Here is a 14,700-nt window from a genome sequence, read left to right on the forward strand (position 1 = left end):
TGGTCGGCCTGGGGCGCTTGCCCCCACATGGACCATCCTCCCACCAACCGGGCCCGGCTATCCGTCTCGTGACGAATCGCCATCGCGGGTTTTCCGCCACCGGGCGGGGTCAAGGGGTGGGCAGGCCGAGGAGGGAGCGGACATACGTGTACTTCGCGGACAGCCGGTCGCGGGTGGGGCCGTCCAGGACGGCGAGGCGGGCGGGGTCGGCGTTGTGCGCCAGGTCCGCCTCTTTGACCAGCAGGGCGCCCTCGGTGGCGAGGATGCGGGCCGTGTACTCCTCGACCGGCTCGCCCGGGATCTTGGTGAGGGCGAGGACCATGGACTTGACCCCCTCGGGGAGGGCGGCTGTTTCGAGCCAATCGGGGGCGAGGGCGTGGTCCTCGATCGCGTCGTGGAGCCAGGCGGCGGCCTGCTGCTCGGGGGTGCCGCCGCGCAGGCGGACGCCCTCGGCGACGGCGGCGAGGTGCTCCGCGTAGGGACGGCCGGCCTTGTCGGTCTGTCCCTCGTGCGCCGAGCGGGCGAGGGCCTCCACTTCGAGGAGGGTCAGGGCCCGGTCCGTCATGTGAGCTCCCTTGCTGCCGTACGAAGGGCCTGAGCGGCCCGGAGCGCGCATCGGCTTCGGTGGTGCGCCGGTTGGAGAACGCGGCGCGGAGGGCGGGGGTTCCCGCATGGGCGTCGGGGGTGGCGGGCCGGCCCCGGGGGTGCGGGTCCGGGTGCGGCGTCTCGGCGCGGGCGGCCCCGGCTGCGCCGCAAACGCCGGCGAGGCCGGATTGGCCGGGGGCTATGGGGAGCGGCGGATGAGGAGGAGGGCGCGGTCGTCGTTGACGTCCTTGGCCACCTTCTCGATGAGGTGCCAGGTCGCGCCGTCCCAGCCGGCCGCGACGTAGCGGTCGGCTTCGCCCGTCAGGCGGTCGATGCCCTCGCTGATGTCGCGGTCCGCGGTTTCGACCAGGCCGTCCGTGAAGAGCATCAGGACGTCCCCGCGGCGGAGGTTCCCGCGGGCCGGGGTGAATTCCGTGCCGTCGTAGACGCCGAGGAGCGGGCCCTCGCCGGAGACCTCCCGCCAGCGGCCGGTGCCCGCGGAGAGCTGGAGGGCGGGGAGGTGGCCCGCGGAGAGGAGTTCGTAGTCCCCGGTCTCCAGGTCCAGGACGAGGTGGATGGAGGTGGCGAAGCCCTCCTCCCAGTCCTGGCGCAGCAGGTAGCCGTTGGCGGCGGGCAGGAAGCCGTGCGGGGGCAGGGCCCCGAGCAGTCCGCCGAAGGCTCCCGAGAGGAGGAGGGCGCGGGAGCCGGCCTCCATGCCCTTGCCGGAGACGTCGGTGAGGACGACCTCCAGGGTCCGGCCGCCGTTCGTGCGGGCCGCCACCACGAAGTCCCCGGAGAAGGACTGGCCGCCGGCCGGCCGCAGCGCCATCTCCCGGTGCCACCCGGCCGGCAGGGACGGCAGCTTGCTCTGCACCCGGATCCGTTCGCGCAGGTCGAACAGCATGGTGCCGCCGCGCCGCCACGGGACACCGACCCGGCTGCGGAACTGGGCGATGACCAGCCCGAAGAACCCGCAGGCCGCGACCACCAGCACGGTGCCGGGCGTGACCCGGGCGGGCCCTTCGGTGTACGGGCCGAGTACGAGCGCCTCCACGATCAGGGCGACGGCGGAGGCGGCGTACAGGGCGAGCAGGCTGGCCGGCCGCAGCAGCAGTCCGCCCGCCACGATCGGCAGGACGAGGGCCGACGAGGAGAACCAGACGGGCATCATCAGTGTGCCGAAGGCGATCGCGGGCACGGTCAGGAGCAGGCCCCCGAAGGCGAGCCAGTCGGAGGCGTCACCGCGGAAGTAGTCGACCGCGGATTTGCGCAGCCCGGTGCGGGCCCGGTGCGACAGCATGCGCGTCCGGGCCATGAGCGTCTCCACACGTGCTCCGGCCATTGCTTCGGGACCCTATCCATCATGGCTGTGCGTGCGCAGGGGTACCCCCGGACCTGGGGCCCGCCGAAGGTCGAAATCGCTTCGACTGGACGGGATTGCCCTGATAAGGATGCGCATATGGCTCTTGAGACGCGGGTATTGCAGGCTGATGAGTGGGATGTCTGGTACGACCACCTTGAACTGGCGTTCGGTGGCGTGCCCGAGTCCCCCGAGGAGCGTGAACTCTACAAGTCCCTCGCGGAGTTGGAGCGCTCGCTCGGCGTGTGGGACGGCGAGGACTGCGTGGGTTCGGCGGGCGCGTTCAGCTTCCGGCTGTCGGTGCCGGGCGGGCTGCTGGTGCCCGCCGCCGGGGTCACCATGGTGGGCGTCGCGCCGACCCACCGCCGGCGAGGAGTGCTCACTTCGCTGATGCGCCGCCAATTGGACGACATCCGGGCGGGTGGTGAACCGCTCGCCGTGCTGACGGCCTCGGAGCCGGCGATCTACGGGCGCTTCGGCTACGGCACCGGTACCTACGGGCTGGCCCTGGAGATCGACACCGCTCGCGTACGGCTTTGCGTGCCGCCGGGGACGGACGGGATCCGGCTGCGCCTCGTGGACCCGGAGAAGGCACTGGCCGACTGCGAGCGGGTCTACGCCGCCCTGGTGGCGCGGCGGCCGGGGATGCCGGCCCGGCAGCCGGGCTGGGAGCGGCAGGGGCTGCTGGACGCGGAGTCGCTGCGCGCGGGCGCCTCCGCGCTCACGTGCGTGGTCGCCGAGGGGCCGGACGGGCAGGTGGCGGGGTACGCCCGCTACCGGGTGAAGCCCGAGTGGGGGCCCACGGGCGCGGCGGGGACGGTGGAGGTGTCGGATCTGGACGCGCCGGACCCGGCGGCGTACGCGGCGCTGTGGCGCTACCTCTGCGAGATCGACCTGACCTCGACGGTACGGGCCACGGGGCGTCCGGCGGACGATCCCGTGCTGCACCTGGTGAGCGACGTACGGCGGTCCCGGCCGAACCCGCGCGACGCGCTGTACGTGCGGCTGGTGGACCTCGGGGCGGCGCTGGAGGCGCGCAGGTACGGGACGCCGCTGGACGTGGTCCTGGAGGTCGAGGACGCGTTCTGCCCGTGGAACGAGGGGCGGTGGCGACTGCGCGTCGGGCCGGAGGGGACGGCGTCCTGCGTGCGCAGCGCGGACCCGGTGGACCTGGAGCTGTCGGTGCGGGACCTGGGCTCGGCGTACCTGGGCGGGATCACGCTGACCTCGCTGGCCGGCGCCGGGCGCGTGCGCGAGCTGCGCCCGGGCACGCTCGCGCGGGCCTCACGGGCCTTCGCCAGCGACGTGGCTCCCTGGCTGCCGCACGGGTTCTGAAACGCCCGGCCTAGCGGATCTGGCAGTGCGGGCACCAGAAGAGGTTGCGGGCGGCGAGGCCGGCGGTGCGGATCTCGCCCCCGCAGACGTGGCAGGGCATGTTCGCCCTGCGGTAGACGTACACCTCGCCGCCGTGGTCGTCGACCCTGGGCGGGCGGCCCATCGCCTCGGGCAGGTGCTCGTCGCGGACGGTGTCGATCCGGTTGTTCCGCACGCCCTCGCGCATGAGGCCCACCAGGTCGGCCCAGATCGCGTCCCACTGCGCCCGCGTCAGGTCCTTGCCGAGCCGGTACGGGTCGATGCCGTGCCGGAAGAGCACCTCGGCGCGGTAGACGTTGCCGACACCCGCGATCACCTTCTGGTCCATGAGCAGCGCGGCGACGCTCGTACGGGAGCGGGAGATCCGCTTCCACGCCCGGTCGGGGTCGTCGTCCGGGCGCAGCGGGTCGGGGCCGAGCCGCTCGTGTATCGCCTTCTTCTCCCCCTCGCCGAGCAGCGCGCAGGCGGTCGGCCCGCGCAGATCGGCCCAGTGGTCCCCGTTGGCCAGGCGCAGCCGGACCGTGTCGGTGGCGGGCGGGGCCGGCGCGGGGCCGAAGCCGAGCTTGCCGAAGAGGCCGAGGTGGATGTGGATCCAGGCGTCGCCGAGTTCCAGGAAGAGGTGCTTGCCGTGCGCCTCGGCGCTCTCCAGGGTGCGCCCGTCGAGCAGGGCGGCGCTCTCGGCGAAGCGGCCCTGGGGGCTGCTCACCCGTACCGGGCGCCCGGCGAAGCGCGCGGTGTGGTCCTGGGCGAGGCGGTGGATCGTATGCCCCTCGGGCACGGCGGGGCTCCTCACGGCGACGAGCGGGAAGACGGGCGGGAAGGCGGGCGGGAAGGCGGGCGGACGAGCGGGAAGGCGGGCCCGCACACGGGCGGGCGGACGCGCAGGGCAAGCGGTGCACGGGCCCGGAGACCGGCGGGAAGCGGTCGGAACCTGCCGTGCCGCCGGACGTCCGGCGGCACGGCACGGCACGGCTGGATCGGGCGGATCAGCCCTGGGGGTGGTGGGCCGGGATCGGAGGGAGCTCGCCGGTGGTCTCGTAGGCGGTGAGCATGTCGATGCGGCGGGTGTGGCGCTCCTCGCCGGAGTACGGGGTCGCCAGGAAGGCCTCGATGAAGCTGACGGCCTCGTCCTGGGTGTGCATGCGGCCACCGACGGAGATCACGTTGGCGTTGTTGTGCTCACGGCCGAGCTTCGCGGTCTCGACGCTCCAGGCCAGGATGGCGCGGACGCCCTTGACCTTGTTCGCGGCGATCTGCTCACCGTTGCCGGAGCCGCCGATGACGACGCCGAGGGCGTCGGCGTCCGCGGCGGTCTTCTCCGCGGCGCGCAGGCAGAACGGCGGGTAGTCGTCGACGGCGTCGTAGATGTGGGGCCCGCAGTCGACGGGCTCGTGGCCGTTGTTCTTGAGCCAGTCCACGAGGTGGTTCTTCAGCTCAAAGCCGGCATGGTCAGATCCGAGGTACACGCGCATGGTCCGAGTGTGGCACGGCCGCCCTGGACTGCCGCTGGAGGGTGCCGGGCCGGGTGTGGCATGGGTCACTCGGCAAGCTCAAATTATCCCCAACAACCCAGACGGGACGGGGTGGGGCGAAGGTCCCGGACTTTAGCCCCGGGCAACCTTCCGGAACCAGGTCTTCCGTCTGACGTTCATCTCAGGTTTCAATGCCGGGACTCGCAACCCGAGAACCTAAGGAATCGTCCATGAGCTCCACGACGACCCTTCAGAAGGCAGGCGACCCCTCCGGCACCCCCGGCGACGCCAAGCCCTCCGATGGTCTGAAGGCCGGTCTCAAGAACCGCCACCTGTCCATGATCGCCATCGGCGGCGTCATCGGAGCAGGACTCTTCGTCGGCTCCGGCGGCGGCATCGCCAAGACCGGTCCCGCCATCCTCGTGTCGTACGCACTCGTCGGCGCGATGGTCGTCTTCGTGATGCGCATGCTCGGCGAGATGGCCGCCGCGAGCCCGAACTCGGGCTCCTTCTCCGCGTACGCCGACCGCGCGCTCGGCCGCTGGGCCGGTTTCTCCATCGGCTGGCTGTACTGGTTCTTCTGGGTCGTCGTCCTGGCCGTGGAGGCCACCGCGGGCGCCAAGATCCTCGAAGGCTGGATACCGGCCGTCCCGCAGTGGGGCTGGGCCCTGATCGTGATGGCGGTCCTGACCGTCACCAACCTCGGCTCGGTCGCCTCGTACGGCGAGTTCGAGTTCTGGTTCGCGGGCATCAAGGTCGTCGCCATCGGCGCGTTCGTGATCGTCGGCATGCTCGCCGTCTTCGGCGTGCTGCCGGGCTCGGACAACCCGGGCGCGGGCTTCGCGCACCTCACGGACGCCGGCGGGTTCATGCCCAACGGCTGGGGCTCGATCCTCACCGGTGTGCTGATGGTCGTCTTCTCCTTCATGGGCAGTGAGATCGTCACCCTGGCCGCCGGCGAGTCCGAGGACCCGCGCCGCGCGGTCACCAAGGCGACCAACTCGGTGATCTGGCGCATCGGCGTCTTCTACCTCGGCTCGATCTTCATCGTCCTGACCCTGCTGCCGTGGAACGACAAGTCGATCGTCGACAAGGGCTCGTACGTCGCCGCCCTCGACTCGATCGGCATCGCGCACGCCGGTCAGATCATGAACGTGATCGTCCTGACGGCCGTGCTGTCCTGCCTGAACTCGGGCCTGTACACCGCTTCGCGCATGGCGTTCTCGCTGGGCGAGCGCGGCGACGCCCCGAAGGCGTTCGCCAAGGTCAGCAAGAACGGTGTGCCGACCGCCGCGATCCTGGGCTCCGTGGTCTTCGGCTTCCTCGCCGTGTACTTCAACTACGCGTTCCCGGACACGATCTTCGACTTCCTGCTGAACTCCTCGGGTGCGATCGCGCTCTTCGTGTGGCTGGTCATCTGCCTGACCCAGCTGCGGATGCGCAGGATCCTGGAGCGCGAGGCGCCGGACAAGCTCATCGTCAAGATGTGGCTCTTCCCGGGTCTGACCTGGATCACCGCCGGGATGATCACCTTCGTCCTGGCCTACATGGTCTACGACAAGGACAACCGCCAGACCGTGATGCTGTCGCTGCTGGTCGCGGCGGTCGTCCTGGCGATCGGCGTGGTCCGCGACCGGCGCCGCAAGGCCGCCAAGACCGCCACGCCCGCGTAGTCCCGGGGCACTCCCCCACGAAGCAGCCCCGGACCACGCTCGTGGTCCGGGGCTGCTCCGCTTCGCGCGCGGGCCGCTCAGCCGCGGTCGAGGAGCTTCCACGTCGTGGGCAGCAGGCCCATCGCCAGGGCCGCCTTGACGGCGTCGCCGATCAGGAACGGGGTCAGCCCGCCCGCGACCGCCGCACCGAAGGACATCCCGGTGGCCAGCGCCAGGTACGGGACGCCCACCGCGTAGACGAGGGCCGAGCCGAGCACCATCGTGCCCGCCGTACGCAGGACGGATCGGTCGGCGCCGCGCCGGGCGAGGGCGCCGACGACGGTGGAGGCGAGCAGCATGCCGAGCACGTAGCCGAAGGTGGCGCCACCCGCGCCCGAGGCGCCGTGCGCGAACCACGGCACGCCGGCCATGCCGACGAGCGTGTACAGCGCCATGGAGAGGAAGGAGCGGCCCGCGCCGAGCGCGGCGCCGGCCAGCAGCGCGGCGAAGGTCTGGGCGGTGATCGGCACGATCAGGCCCGGCACCTTGACCGAGATCTGGGCGGCGACGCCCATGAGCGCGGCTCCGCCGACGACGAGCGCGATGTCACGGACGCGGCTCGCGGGCAGCAGGTCGGCGAGGACGGCGCCGGGCCGGGAGGAGACGGAAGCAGTGCTCATCTGGGGACTCCGCGTGGGGGTGATCGGATGACGGGACGATCATCGACGTTAGTCCGGGGCCGGTCGCCGCCCCACCGCCGCCAGGGACAAGCCGTACTGCCCGGTTTGGTGGGGAGTGGACAAAAACCCTTCCCGACACCAGAGTTGCAGTGATCCCCATCACGACCTACTAGAGACTTCACGTCCGTTTTGCGCAGACGGACGCCCTCCGGCGAGACTGTAGGGTCCCTCCAATCTGCGCGAATCCCCATCGCCACCAGGCCGAACGAGAGTACGAGCCCACCCTCATGCGCGACCGCCTGACCGACAAGCCCGCCCCCGCGGACGGGCTTTCCCCCGAACCCCTGAGCCACAGCCTCAAGCAGCGCCACCTGACCATGCTGGGCCTCGGCGGAGTGATCGGCGCCGGGCTCTTCGTCGGCTCCGGCGCCGGCATCTCCATCGCCGGACCCGCCATCATCTGCTCGTACCTGCTCGCAGGCGTCCTCGCGATGCTGGTGATGCGGATGCTGGGTGAGATGTCGGCCGCGATGCCCGCGTCCGGCTCGTTCTCCGTCTACGCGGAGAAGGCGCTGGGGCGCTGGGCGGGCTTCTCGGCGGGGTGGCTGTACTGGTTCCTGCTCGTCGTGGTGCTCGCCGTTGAGGCGACCGGCGCCGCGAAGATCGCCAACGGCTGGCTGCCCTCGGTCGACCAGTGGGTCTGGGTGCTGATCTTCATGGTGGTGTTCACGGTCACCAACCTGACCGCCGTGAAGAACTTCGGCGAGTTCGAGTTCTGGTTCGCCGCGCTCAAGGTCGCCGCCATCGTGCTGTTCCTGATCCTGGCGACGCTGGCGGTCTTCGGACTGCTCCCCGACACCGATCCCGTGGGCGTGCAGAACCTGACGGGCCACGGCGGGTTCTTCCCGAAGGGGTTCGGCGGGGTGGTCGCCGGCATGCTCGCGGTCGTCTTCGCCTTCGGCGGCCTGGAGGTCGTCACCATCGCGGCCGCCGAGTCCGACGACCCGGCCCGCTCCGTCGCCCGCGCGGTGCGCAGCGCGGTGTGGCGCATCCTCTTCTTCTACGTCGGCTCGATGCTGGTGATCGTGACCCTGCTGCCCTGGGACTCGCTGGAGCCGGGGCAGAGCCCGTACGTGGCCGTGCTGGACTCCATCGGCATCCCGTCGGCCGGTCAGATCATGGAGATCGTGGTGTTCGTGGCGCTGCTGTCCGCGCTGAACGCCAATCTCTACGGGTCCTCCCGCATGGTCTTCTCGCTCGCCGAGCGGGGTGAGGCTCCCAAGGGGCTGCTCAAGGTGTCCCGGGGCGGGGTGCCGCGCCGCGCGGTGTTCGCGTCGGTCGCGTTCGGCTTCGTGTCGGTGGTGCTGAACCTGCTGTGGCCGGACACGGTGTTCCTCTACATGCTCAACGCGGTCGGCGCGGTGCTGCTGTTCGTGTGGGCACTGATCGCGGTCTCGCAGCTGAGGCTGCGCGGGCGGATCGAGCGGGAGATGCCGGAGCGGCTGACGCTGCCGATGTGGTGGTTCCCGTTCCTGACCTGGGCGGCGCTGCTCGGCATGGCGGCCGTGCTGGTACTGATGCTGTTCGACGATTCGGCGCGGCCGCAGCTGCTGTGGTCCTCCGGGGCGGCCGCGGTGGTCCTGGCGATCGCGGGCATCAGGGAACTGCGGGCCCGCCGGGCCTGAAAGCAGCCTCCCGCCCACCCCGTTGTCCGAATGCCGGACGCGAGGCATCCGATTATCGGACGGTGGGCAAGATGGCGCCATGAGCCAGAGCACCGCCGACGAGAACACCACCGCCCCGCCCGAGCAGCGGCAGGCGCCGCCCGGGGCCGGCAGCGGGTCAGCCCTCGGCGGCGGCCTCAAGCAACGCCACCTGTCGATGATCGCCCTCGGCGGGGTCATCGGCGCCGGGCTCTTCGTCGGCTCCGGCGCCGGCATCGCGGCCGCGGGCCCCTCGATCGTGCTCGCGTACGCGGTGTCCGGGGTGCTGGTGATGTGCGTGATGCGGATGCTCGGCGAGATGTCCGCCGCGAACCCCGCCTCGGGCTCGTTCTCCGTACACGCGGAGCGCGCGATCGGTCCCTGGGCCGGGTTCACGGCGGGCTGGATGTTCTGGACGCTGCTGTGCGTCGGCGTCGCCATCGAGGGGATCGGCGCGGCGCACATCATGACGGGCTGGTTCCCCGGCAGCCCGTCATGGATGTGGGTGCTGCTCTTCATGGTGGTGTTCACCGTCAGCAACCTGACCGCCGTGAAGAACTTCGGCGAGTTCGAGTTCTGGTTCGCCGCCCTCAAGATCGGGGCGATCGCGCTGTTCCTGGGCCTCGGGGTGCTGGCCGTCCTGGGGCTGCTGCCCGGGACCGCCTCCCCCGGCGCCGCACACCTCGTCCACGAGGGCGGCTTCATGCCCGAGGGGGTGGACGGGCTGCTCGTCGGGCTGCTCGCGTCCGTGGTCGCCTACGGCGGGCTGGAGACGGTGACGATCGCGGCCGCCGAGTCGGAGGACCCGGTCAAGGGCGTGGCCCGGGCCGTGCGGACCACCATGTGGCGGATCGCGATCGTCTACGTCGGCTCGATGCTGGTCATCGTCACGCTGCTGCCGTGGAACGACCCGTCGGTGGTCGAGCAGGGCCCGTACGCCGCCGCCCTGGACCACCTGGGCATCCCGGCGGCCGGCCAGATCATGAACGTGGTCATCCTGATCGCCCTGATGTCCGCGATGAACGCCAACATCTACGGCTCCTCGCGCATGGCCCACTCCCTGGTGACCCGGGGTCAGGGGCCGAAGGCGCTGGGGAAGGTGAGCGGCGGCGTGCCGCGCCGCGCGGTGCTTGCCTCCTCCGGCTTCGGGTTCGTCACCGTGCTGCTGTCGTACTGGTACCCGGACACCCTCTTCGCCTGGCTGCTGAACATGGTGGGCGGGGTGATCCTCGTCGTCTGGGGCTTCATCGCCGTCTCGCAGATGGTGCTGCGCCGCCGTCTGGAGCGGGAGGCGCCGGGGAAGCTGGTCGTGCGGATGTGGGGCTTCCCGTACCTGACGTGGGTGGCGCTCGCCGGGGTCGCCGGGGTGCTGGTGCTGATGGCCCTGGGCGAGGACACCCGGGTCCAGGTCGTCTTCACGGCCGGGCTGACGGCCGCCCTCGCGGTGGCCGGTCTGGTACGCGGACGGCGGGCCGCGGCCGCCTGAGGGGCCCGCGCAGGTCGAGGCGCGTTCCGTGCGACGGCACGGGGCGCGCCTTTGTCGTGGGCGCCGAAGACAGGCGACCCTTACGTGTGTTCAGGAATAGATACTGTTAGCGTGCAGTTGCGCAGTGATTGCAATAAGCAGTTGGCACGCTGAGGGGACCGGATACACGCATGGCCATCTACACGCTTCCTGAGCTTCCGTACGACTACGCGGCACTGGAGCCGGTGATCAACCCGCAGATCATCGAGCTGCACCACGACAAGCACCACGCGGCCTACGTCGCCGGCGCCAACACCACGCTGGAGCAGCTGGAGGAGGCGCGCGACAAGGAGAACTGGGGCGCGCTGAACGGCCTGGAGAAGAACCTGGCCTTCCACCTCTCCGGCCACATCCTGCACAGCATCTACTGGCACAACATGGCCAGCCCGAAGACCGGCGAGGGCGGCGGCGAGCCGACCGCCGCGGACGGCGTCGGCGATCTCGCGGACGCGATCACCGAGTCCTTCGGCTCCTTCGCGAAGTTCAAGAAGCAGCTGACCTTCGCGGCCTCCGCCACCCAGGGCTCCGGCTGGGGCGTGCTCGCGTACGAGCCGATCAGCGGCCGCCTGATCGTCGAGCAGGTCTACGACCACCAGGGCAACGTCGGCCAGGCCTCGGTGCCGGTCCTGGTCTTCGACGCCTGGGAACACGCCTTCTACCTGCAGTACAAGAACCAGAAGGTGGACTTCATCGAGGCGATGTGGAACGTCGTCAACTGGCAGGACGTGGCCAGGCGTTACGCCGACGCCAAGGCCAACACCCCGCTGCTGATCCCCGTCAAGGGCTGATCGGCGCCACCGGCCCGGCCGCCTCGTGATCGTCTTCTCAACCTTCACCGGCGGGCGTGTACAGCGGAAGACCCCCGTGAGGACGTGACTCACGGGGGTCTTCTGTGCCCGGGATCCCCGGGTGCGCCTACTCGAAGACGGGCCCCCGGGTACGGGTGCGCTTGATCTCGTAGAAGCCCGGGGTGGACGCGACGAGCAGCGTGCCGTCCCACAGCCGGGCTGCGGCCTCGCCGCGCGGGGTCGGCGTCACGACCGGCCCGAAGAACGCCACCTCGTCGCCGTCGGCGCCGGGTACGGAGATCACCGGGGTGCCGACCTCCTGGCCGACGCGGTCGATGCCGTTGTTGTGCGAGGCGCGCAGCACCTCGTCGTACTCGTCGGAGTCGGCGTAGGCGAGCAGCTCGGCCGGGAGGCCGACCTCCGCCAGCGCCTCCGCGATGACCTCGCGGGTCGCACCCTTGTCCTCGTTGTGGATGCGGGTGCCGAGGGCCGTGTAGAGCTTGCCGGTGTACTCGTCACCGTGCTTCTGCTGGGCGGCTATGACCACGCGCACCGGCGCCCAGCCCTTGGGGCCGAGGATCTCGCGGTAGCGCTCGGGCAGGTCTTCGAGCTTGTTCTCGTTGAGGACGGCGAGGCTCATCACGTGCCAGCGGACCTCGACGTCGCGCACCTTCTCGACTTCGAGCATCCAGCGGGAGGTCATCCACGCCCAGGGGCAGATCGGGTCGAACCAGAAATCGACCGGGGTCTTCCCGCTCACCTGCGTGTCGGCCATGTCTCTCCTCAGATCGTTCGCCCGTTTCCGGTCACGTTGCCCCCTCCCCAACCAGCTCAGGGCCGCTCCCATTCCCCCCGTGCGAGGATTCGAGGCAAGACCGCGATCACGCACGAAGGAGTGCACGTGCCCGGAGAGAATCTGTCCCGTGACGAGGCCCGCGAACGGGCCGAGCTGCTGTCCGTCGACGGGTACGAGGTGTCCCTCGACCTGAGGTCGGCGGTGGACGAGGCCGAACCCGCCGAGGGTCCGCGAACCTTCCGGTCCGTAACGACGATCCGCTTCCGGGCCGCGACCGCGGACGCCGCCACGTTCGCCGACCTGATCGCCCCCTCGGTGAACGCGATCACCCTGAACGGTCGCGCGCTGGACCCGGCCGCCGTCTTCGACGGTTCGCGGATCGCCCTGGACGGCCTCGCCACCGAGAACGTCCTGGTGGTCGACGCGAACTGCGCCTACAGCCGCACCGGCGAGGGCATGCACCGCTTCGTGGACCCGGAGGACGGCGAGGTCTACCTCTACACCCAGTACGAGCCGGCCGACGCCCGGCGGGTGTACGCCAACTTCGAGCAGCCCGACTTGAAGGCGCCCTACCGCTTCGAGGTCACCGCGCCCGAGGGCTGGCAGGTGTGGAGCAACGGGGCCGAGGAGTCCCGGGAGGGGCAGACGCGGCGCTTCGCCGAGACCGCGCCGATCTCCACGTACATCACCTGCGTGGTGGCGGGCCCGTACCACTACGTCACCGACACCTACACGCGCGGGGACCTGACGATCCCGCTCGGCGCGATGTGCCGCAAGGGCCTGGCTAAGCACTTCGACGCGGACGACGTCTTCCTCGTCACGAAGCAGGGCTTCGACCTGTTCCACGAGCTGTTCGACTACCCGTACCCGTTCGGCAAGTACGACCAGGCCTTCGTGCCGGAGTACAACCTGGGCGCGATGGAGAACCCGGGCATGGTGACGTTCCGGGAGGAGTACATCTTCCGCGGAAAGGTCACGCAGGCCTCGTACGAGCGGCGCGCGAACGTCATCCTGCACGAGATGGCGCACATGTGGTTCGGCGACCTGGTCACCATGAAGTGGTGGGACGACCTGTGGCTCAAGGAGTCCTTCGCCGACTTCATGGGCTCGTTCGGGCTGGTCGAGGCGACCCGGTTCGACCAGGCGTGGGTGACCTTCGCCAACAACCGCAAGGCATGGGCCTACCGGGCCGACCAGCTGCCCTCCACGCACCCGATCACGGCCGACATCCCCGACCTGGAGGCCGCGAAGCTGAACTTCGACGGCATCACGTACGCCAAGGGCGCGGCGGTGCTCAAGCAGCTCGTCGCGTACGTCGGCCGGGAGGCGTTCCTGGAAGGCGCGCGGCGCTACTTCAAGGCGAACGCGTACGGGAACACCACTTTGGACGACCTGCTGTCGGTGCTCGGGGAGGTCTCGGGCCGGGACATGGCCGAGTGGTCGCGGGCGTGGCTCCAGACGGCCGGCGTGAACGCGCTGACGCCGGAGGTGACCTACGGCCCGGACGGCAGGATCGGTGAACTGGTGGTGGTGCAGGAGGGCGACGAGCTGCGCCCGCACCGGGTCGCGGTGGGCCTGTACCGGCTGCAGGACGGCGCCCTGGTGCGGTACGCGCGGACCGAGACGGACGTCGCCGGGGCGCGTACGGCGGTGGCGGAACTGGCCGGGCGGGAGCGGCCCGACCTGATCCTGGTCAACGACGACGACCTCACCTACTGCAAGATCCGCTTCGACGAGGGCTCGCTGGCGACGCTGCGCACCCACCTGGGCGACCTGCGGGACCCCCTCGCCCGCGCGCTGTGCTGGTCGGCGCTGTGGAACCTGACGCGCGACGCCCTGATGCCGGCCCGCGACTTCGTCTCGCTGGTCCTGTCCCACTCGGGCCGCGAGAGCGACCTGGGGGTGCTCCAGATGCTGCACCACCAGGCGCTGACGGCAGTCACCCACTACGCGGCGCCCGAGTGGCGCGAGCAGGGCGGCCGGGTGCTGTCGGCGGTCGCCCTGCAGGAGCTGCGCTTCTCCGAGCCGGCCTCCGAGCACCAGCTGATCTGGGCCCGGTTCTTCGCGGCGGCCGCCACCACGGAGGGCGACTTCCAGCTGCTGCTGGGGCTGCTCGACGGTTCGGCGCACATCGACGGGCTGGAGGTCGACCAGGAGCTGCGCTGGGACTTCCTGCTGCCGCTGACCGCTCACGGGGCGGTGGACGAGGGCGCCCTGGCCGCGGAACTGGCGCGCGACGACACGGCGTCGGGCCGCCGCCACCACGTGCGGTGCCTGGCGGCCCGGCCGTCGGCGGCGGTGAAGGACCAGGCCTGGGCGGCGGTGGTGGAGTCGGACGCGCTGTCGAACGCGCTGGTCGAAGCCACGATCGCGGGGATGCAGCAGTCTTCGCAGCGGGCCCTCCTGGCGCCTTACACCGAGCGGTACTTCGAGGCGATCGAGCGGGTGTGGGCCGAGCGGTCGATCCAGATCGGGATGGACGTGGTGAAGGGCCTGTACCCGGCCCTGCAGGACTCGCGGGGCACGCTGGAGGCGACGGACGCGTGGCTGGCCGCGCACGAGTCGGCTCCGCCGGCGCTGCGGCGGCTGGTGGCCGAGTCCCGTGACGACCTGGCCCGCGCGCTGCGAGCCCAAGCCCATGACGCGGGCGCCACCAAGGCCGACGCCACCGCCGGCTAGGGCCCGGTGCGCTTCCCGCCCGGCCGCGCGGGCCCGGCCCCGGTGCCGGCCGGTGGCCGGGCGGGTCGAGCGGGTCGAGCGGAAGC

General features: G+C 71.1%; 12 protein-coding genes. 6 read left to right on the plus strand and 6 right to left on the minus strand.

Going from position 1 to position 14,700, the window contains the following annotated elements; translation table 11 throughout:
- Nucleotides 1-109: 109 nt before the first annotated feature.
- Nucleotides 110-565 carry an HD domain-containing protein gene (locus IE207_RS03515; RefSeq protein ID WP_190182471.1) on the minus strand — a complete coding sequence of 152 codons (456 nt, stop codon included), beginning with the start codon at nucleotides 563-565 and terminating at the stop codon, nucleotides 110-112.
- A 219-nt stretch (nucleotides 566-784) separates the two neighbouring features.
- On the minus strand, nucleotides 785-1,927 hold the full coding sequence (locus IE207_RS03520) for a PP2C family protein-serine/threonine phosphatase (RefSeq protein ID WP_190182472.1): 1,143 nt from the start codon (nucleotides 1,925-1,927) through the stop codon (nucleotides 785-787).
- Between the two features lie 117 nt (nucleotides 1,928-2,044).
- On the opposite strand from IE207_RS03520, the gene IE207_RS03525 reads away from it, so the two are divergent.
- Nucleotides 2,045-3,280, plus strand: coding sequence for a GNAT family N-acetyltransferase (locus tag IE207_RS03525; RefSeq protein WP_190182473.1), 1,236 nt, complete (start codon nucleotides 2,045-2,047; stop codon nucleotides 3,278-3,280).
- A 10-nt stretch (nucleotides 3,281-3,290) separates the two neighbouring features.
- Here IE207_RS03525 and IE207_RS03530 read toward each other — a convergent pair whose 3' ends face one another.
- Nucleotides 3,291-4,097, minus strand: a complete 807-nt coding sequence (locus IE207_RS03530) for an Fpg/Nei family DNA glycosylase (RefSeq protein ID WP_190182474.1) — start codon at nucleotides 4,095-4,097, stop codon at nucleotides 3,291-3,293.
- Between the two features lie 208 nt (nucleotides 4,098-4,305).
- Nucleotides 4,306-4,791, minus strand: coding sequence for a ribose-5-phosphate isomerase (locus IE207_RS03535; protein ID WP_190182475.1), 486 nt, complete (start codon nucleotides 4,789-4,791; stop codon nucleotides 4,306-4,308).
- Between the two features lie 230 nt (nucleotides 4,792-5,021).
- On the opposite strand from IE207_RS03535, the gene IE207_RS03540 reads away from it, so the two are divergent.
- A complete protein-coding gene (locus IE207_RS03540; RefSeq protein WP_190182476.1) occupies nucleotides 5,022-6,464 on the plus strand; it encodes an amino acid permease in 1,443 nt (480 codons plus the stop codon).
- A 77-nt stretch (nucleotides 6,465-6,541) separates the two neighbouring features.
- Here IE207_RS03540 and IE207_RS03545 read toward each other — a convergent pair whose 3' ends face one another.
- The gene (locus IE207_RS03545; RefSeq protein WP_190182477.1) at nucleotides 6,542-7,123 is read right to left on the minus strand and encodes a biotin transporter BioY; all 582 of its coding nucleotides are present in this window, start codon (nucleotides 7,121-7,123) and stop codon (nucleotides 6,542-6,544) included.
- A gap of 287 nt (nucleotides 7,124-7,410) precedes the next feature.
- Between IE207_RS03545 and IE207_RS03550 the strand changes: the two genes are divergently transcribed.
- The 3 genes from IE207_RS03550 (at nucleotide 7,411) to IE207_RS03560 (ending at nucleotide 11,139) form a co-directional block, all read left to right on the plus strand.
- Nucleotides 7,411-8,808 carry an amino acid permease gene (locus IE207_RS03550; RefSeq protein WP_190182478.1) on the plus strand — a complete coding sequence of 466 codons (1,398 nt, stop codon included), beginning with the start codon at nucleotides 7,411-7,413 and terminating at the stop codon, nucleotides 8,806-8,808.
- Nucleotides 8,809-8,887: 79 nt separating this feature from the next.
- Nucleotides 8,888-10,312 (plus strand): amino acid permease, encoded by a 1,425-nt coding sequence (locus IE207_RS03555; protein WP_190182479.1) that lies wholly within the window; start codon nucleotides 8,888-8,890, stop codon nucleotides 10,310-10,312.
- A gap of 170 nt (nucleotides 10,313-10,482) precedes the next feature.
- On the plus strand, nucleotides 10,483-11,139 hold the full coding sequence (locus tag IE207_RS03560; protein ID WP_190182480.1) for a superoxide dismutase: 657 nt from the start codon (nucleotides 10,483-10,485) through the stop codon (nucleotides 11,137-11,139).
- A 127-nt stretch (nucleotides 11,140-11,266) separates the two neighbouring features.
- On the opposite strand, the gene IE207_RS03565 is transcribed toward IE207_RS03560, so the two are convergent.
- Nucleotides 11,267-11,914, minus strand: coding sequence for a mycothiol-dependent nitroreductase Rv2466c family protein (locus tag IE207_RS03565; RefSeq protein WP_190182481.1), 648 nt, complete (start codon nucleotides 11,912-11,914; stop codon nucleotides 11,267-11,269).
- A 126-nt stretch (nucleotides 11,915-12,040) separates the two neighbouring features.
- On the opposite strand from IE207_RS03565, the gene pepN reads away from it, so the two are divergent.
- On the plus strand, nucleotides 12,041-14,614 hold the full coding sequence (gene pepN, locus IE207_RS03570) for an aminopeptidase N (protein ID WP_190182482.1): 2,574 nt from the start codon (nucleotides 12,041-12,043) through the stop codon (nucleotides 14,612-14,614).
- Nucleotides 14,615-14,700: the final 86 nt, after the last annotated feature.

It is taken from the genome of Streptomyces cirratus, assembly GCF_014650775.1.
GTDB lineage: Bacteria > Actinomycetota > Actinomycetes > Streptomycetales > Streptomycetaceae > Streptomyces > Streptomyces cirratus.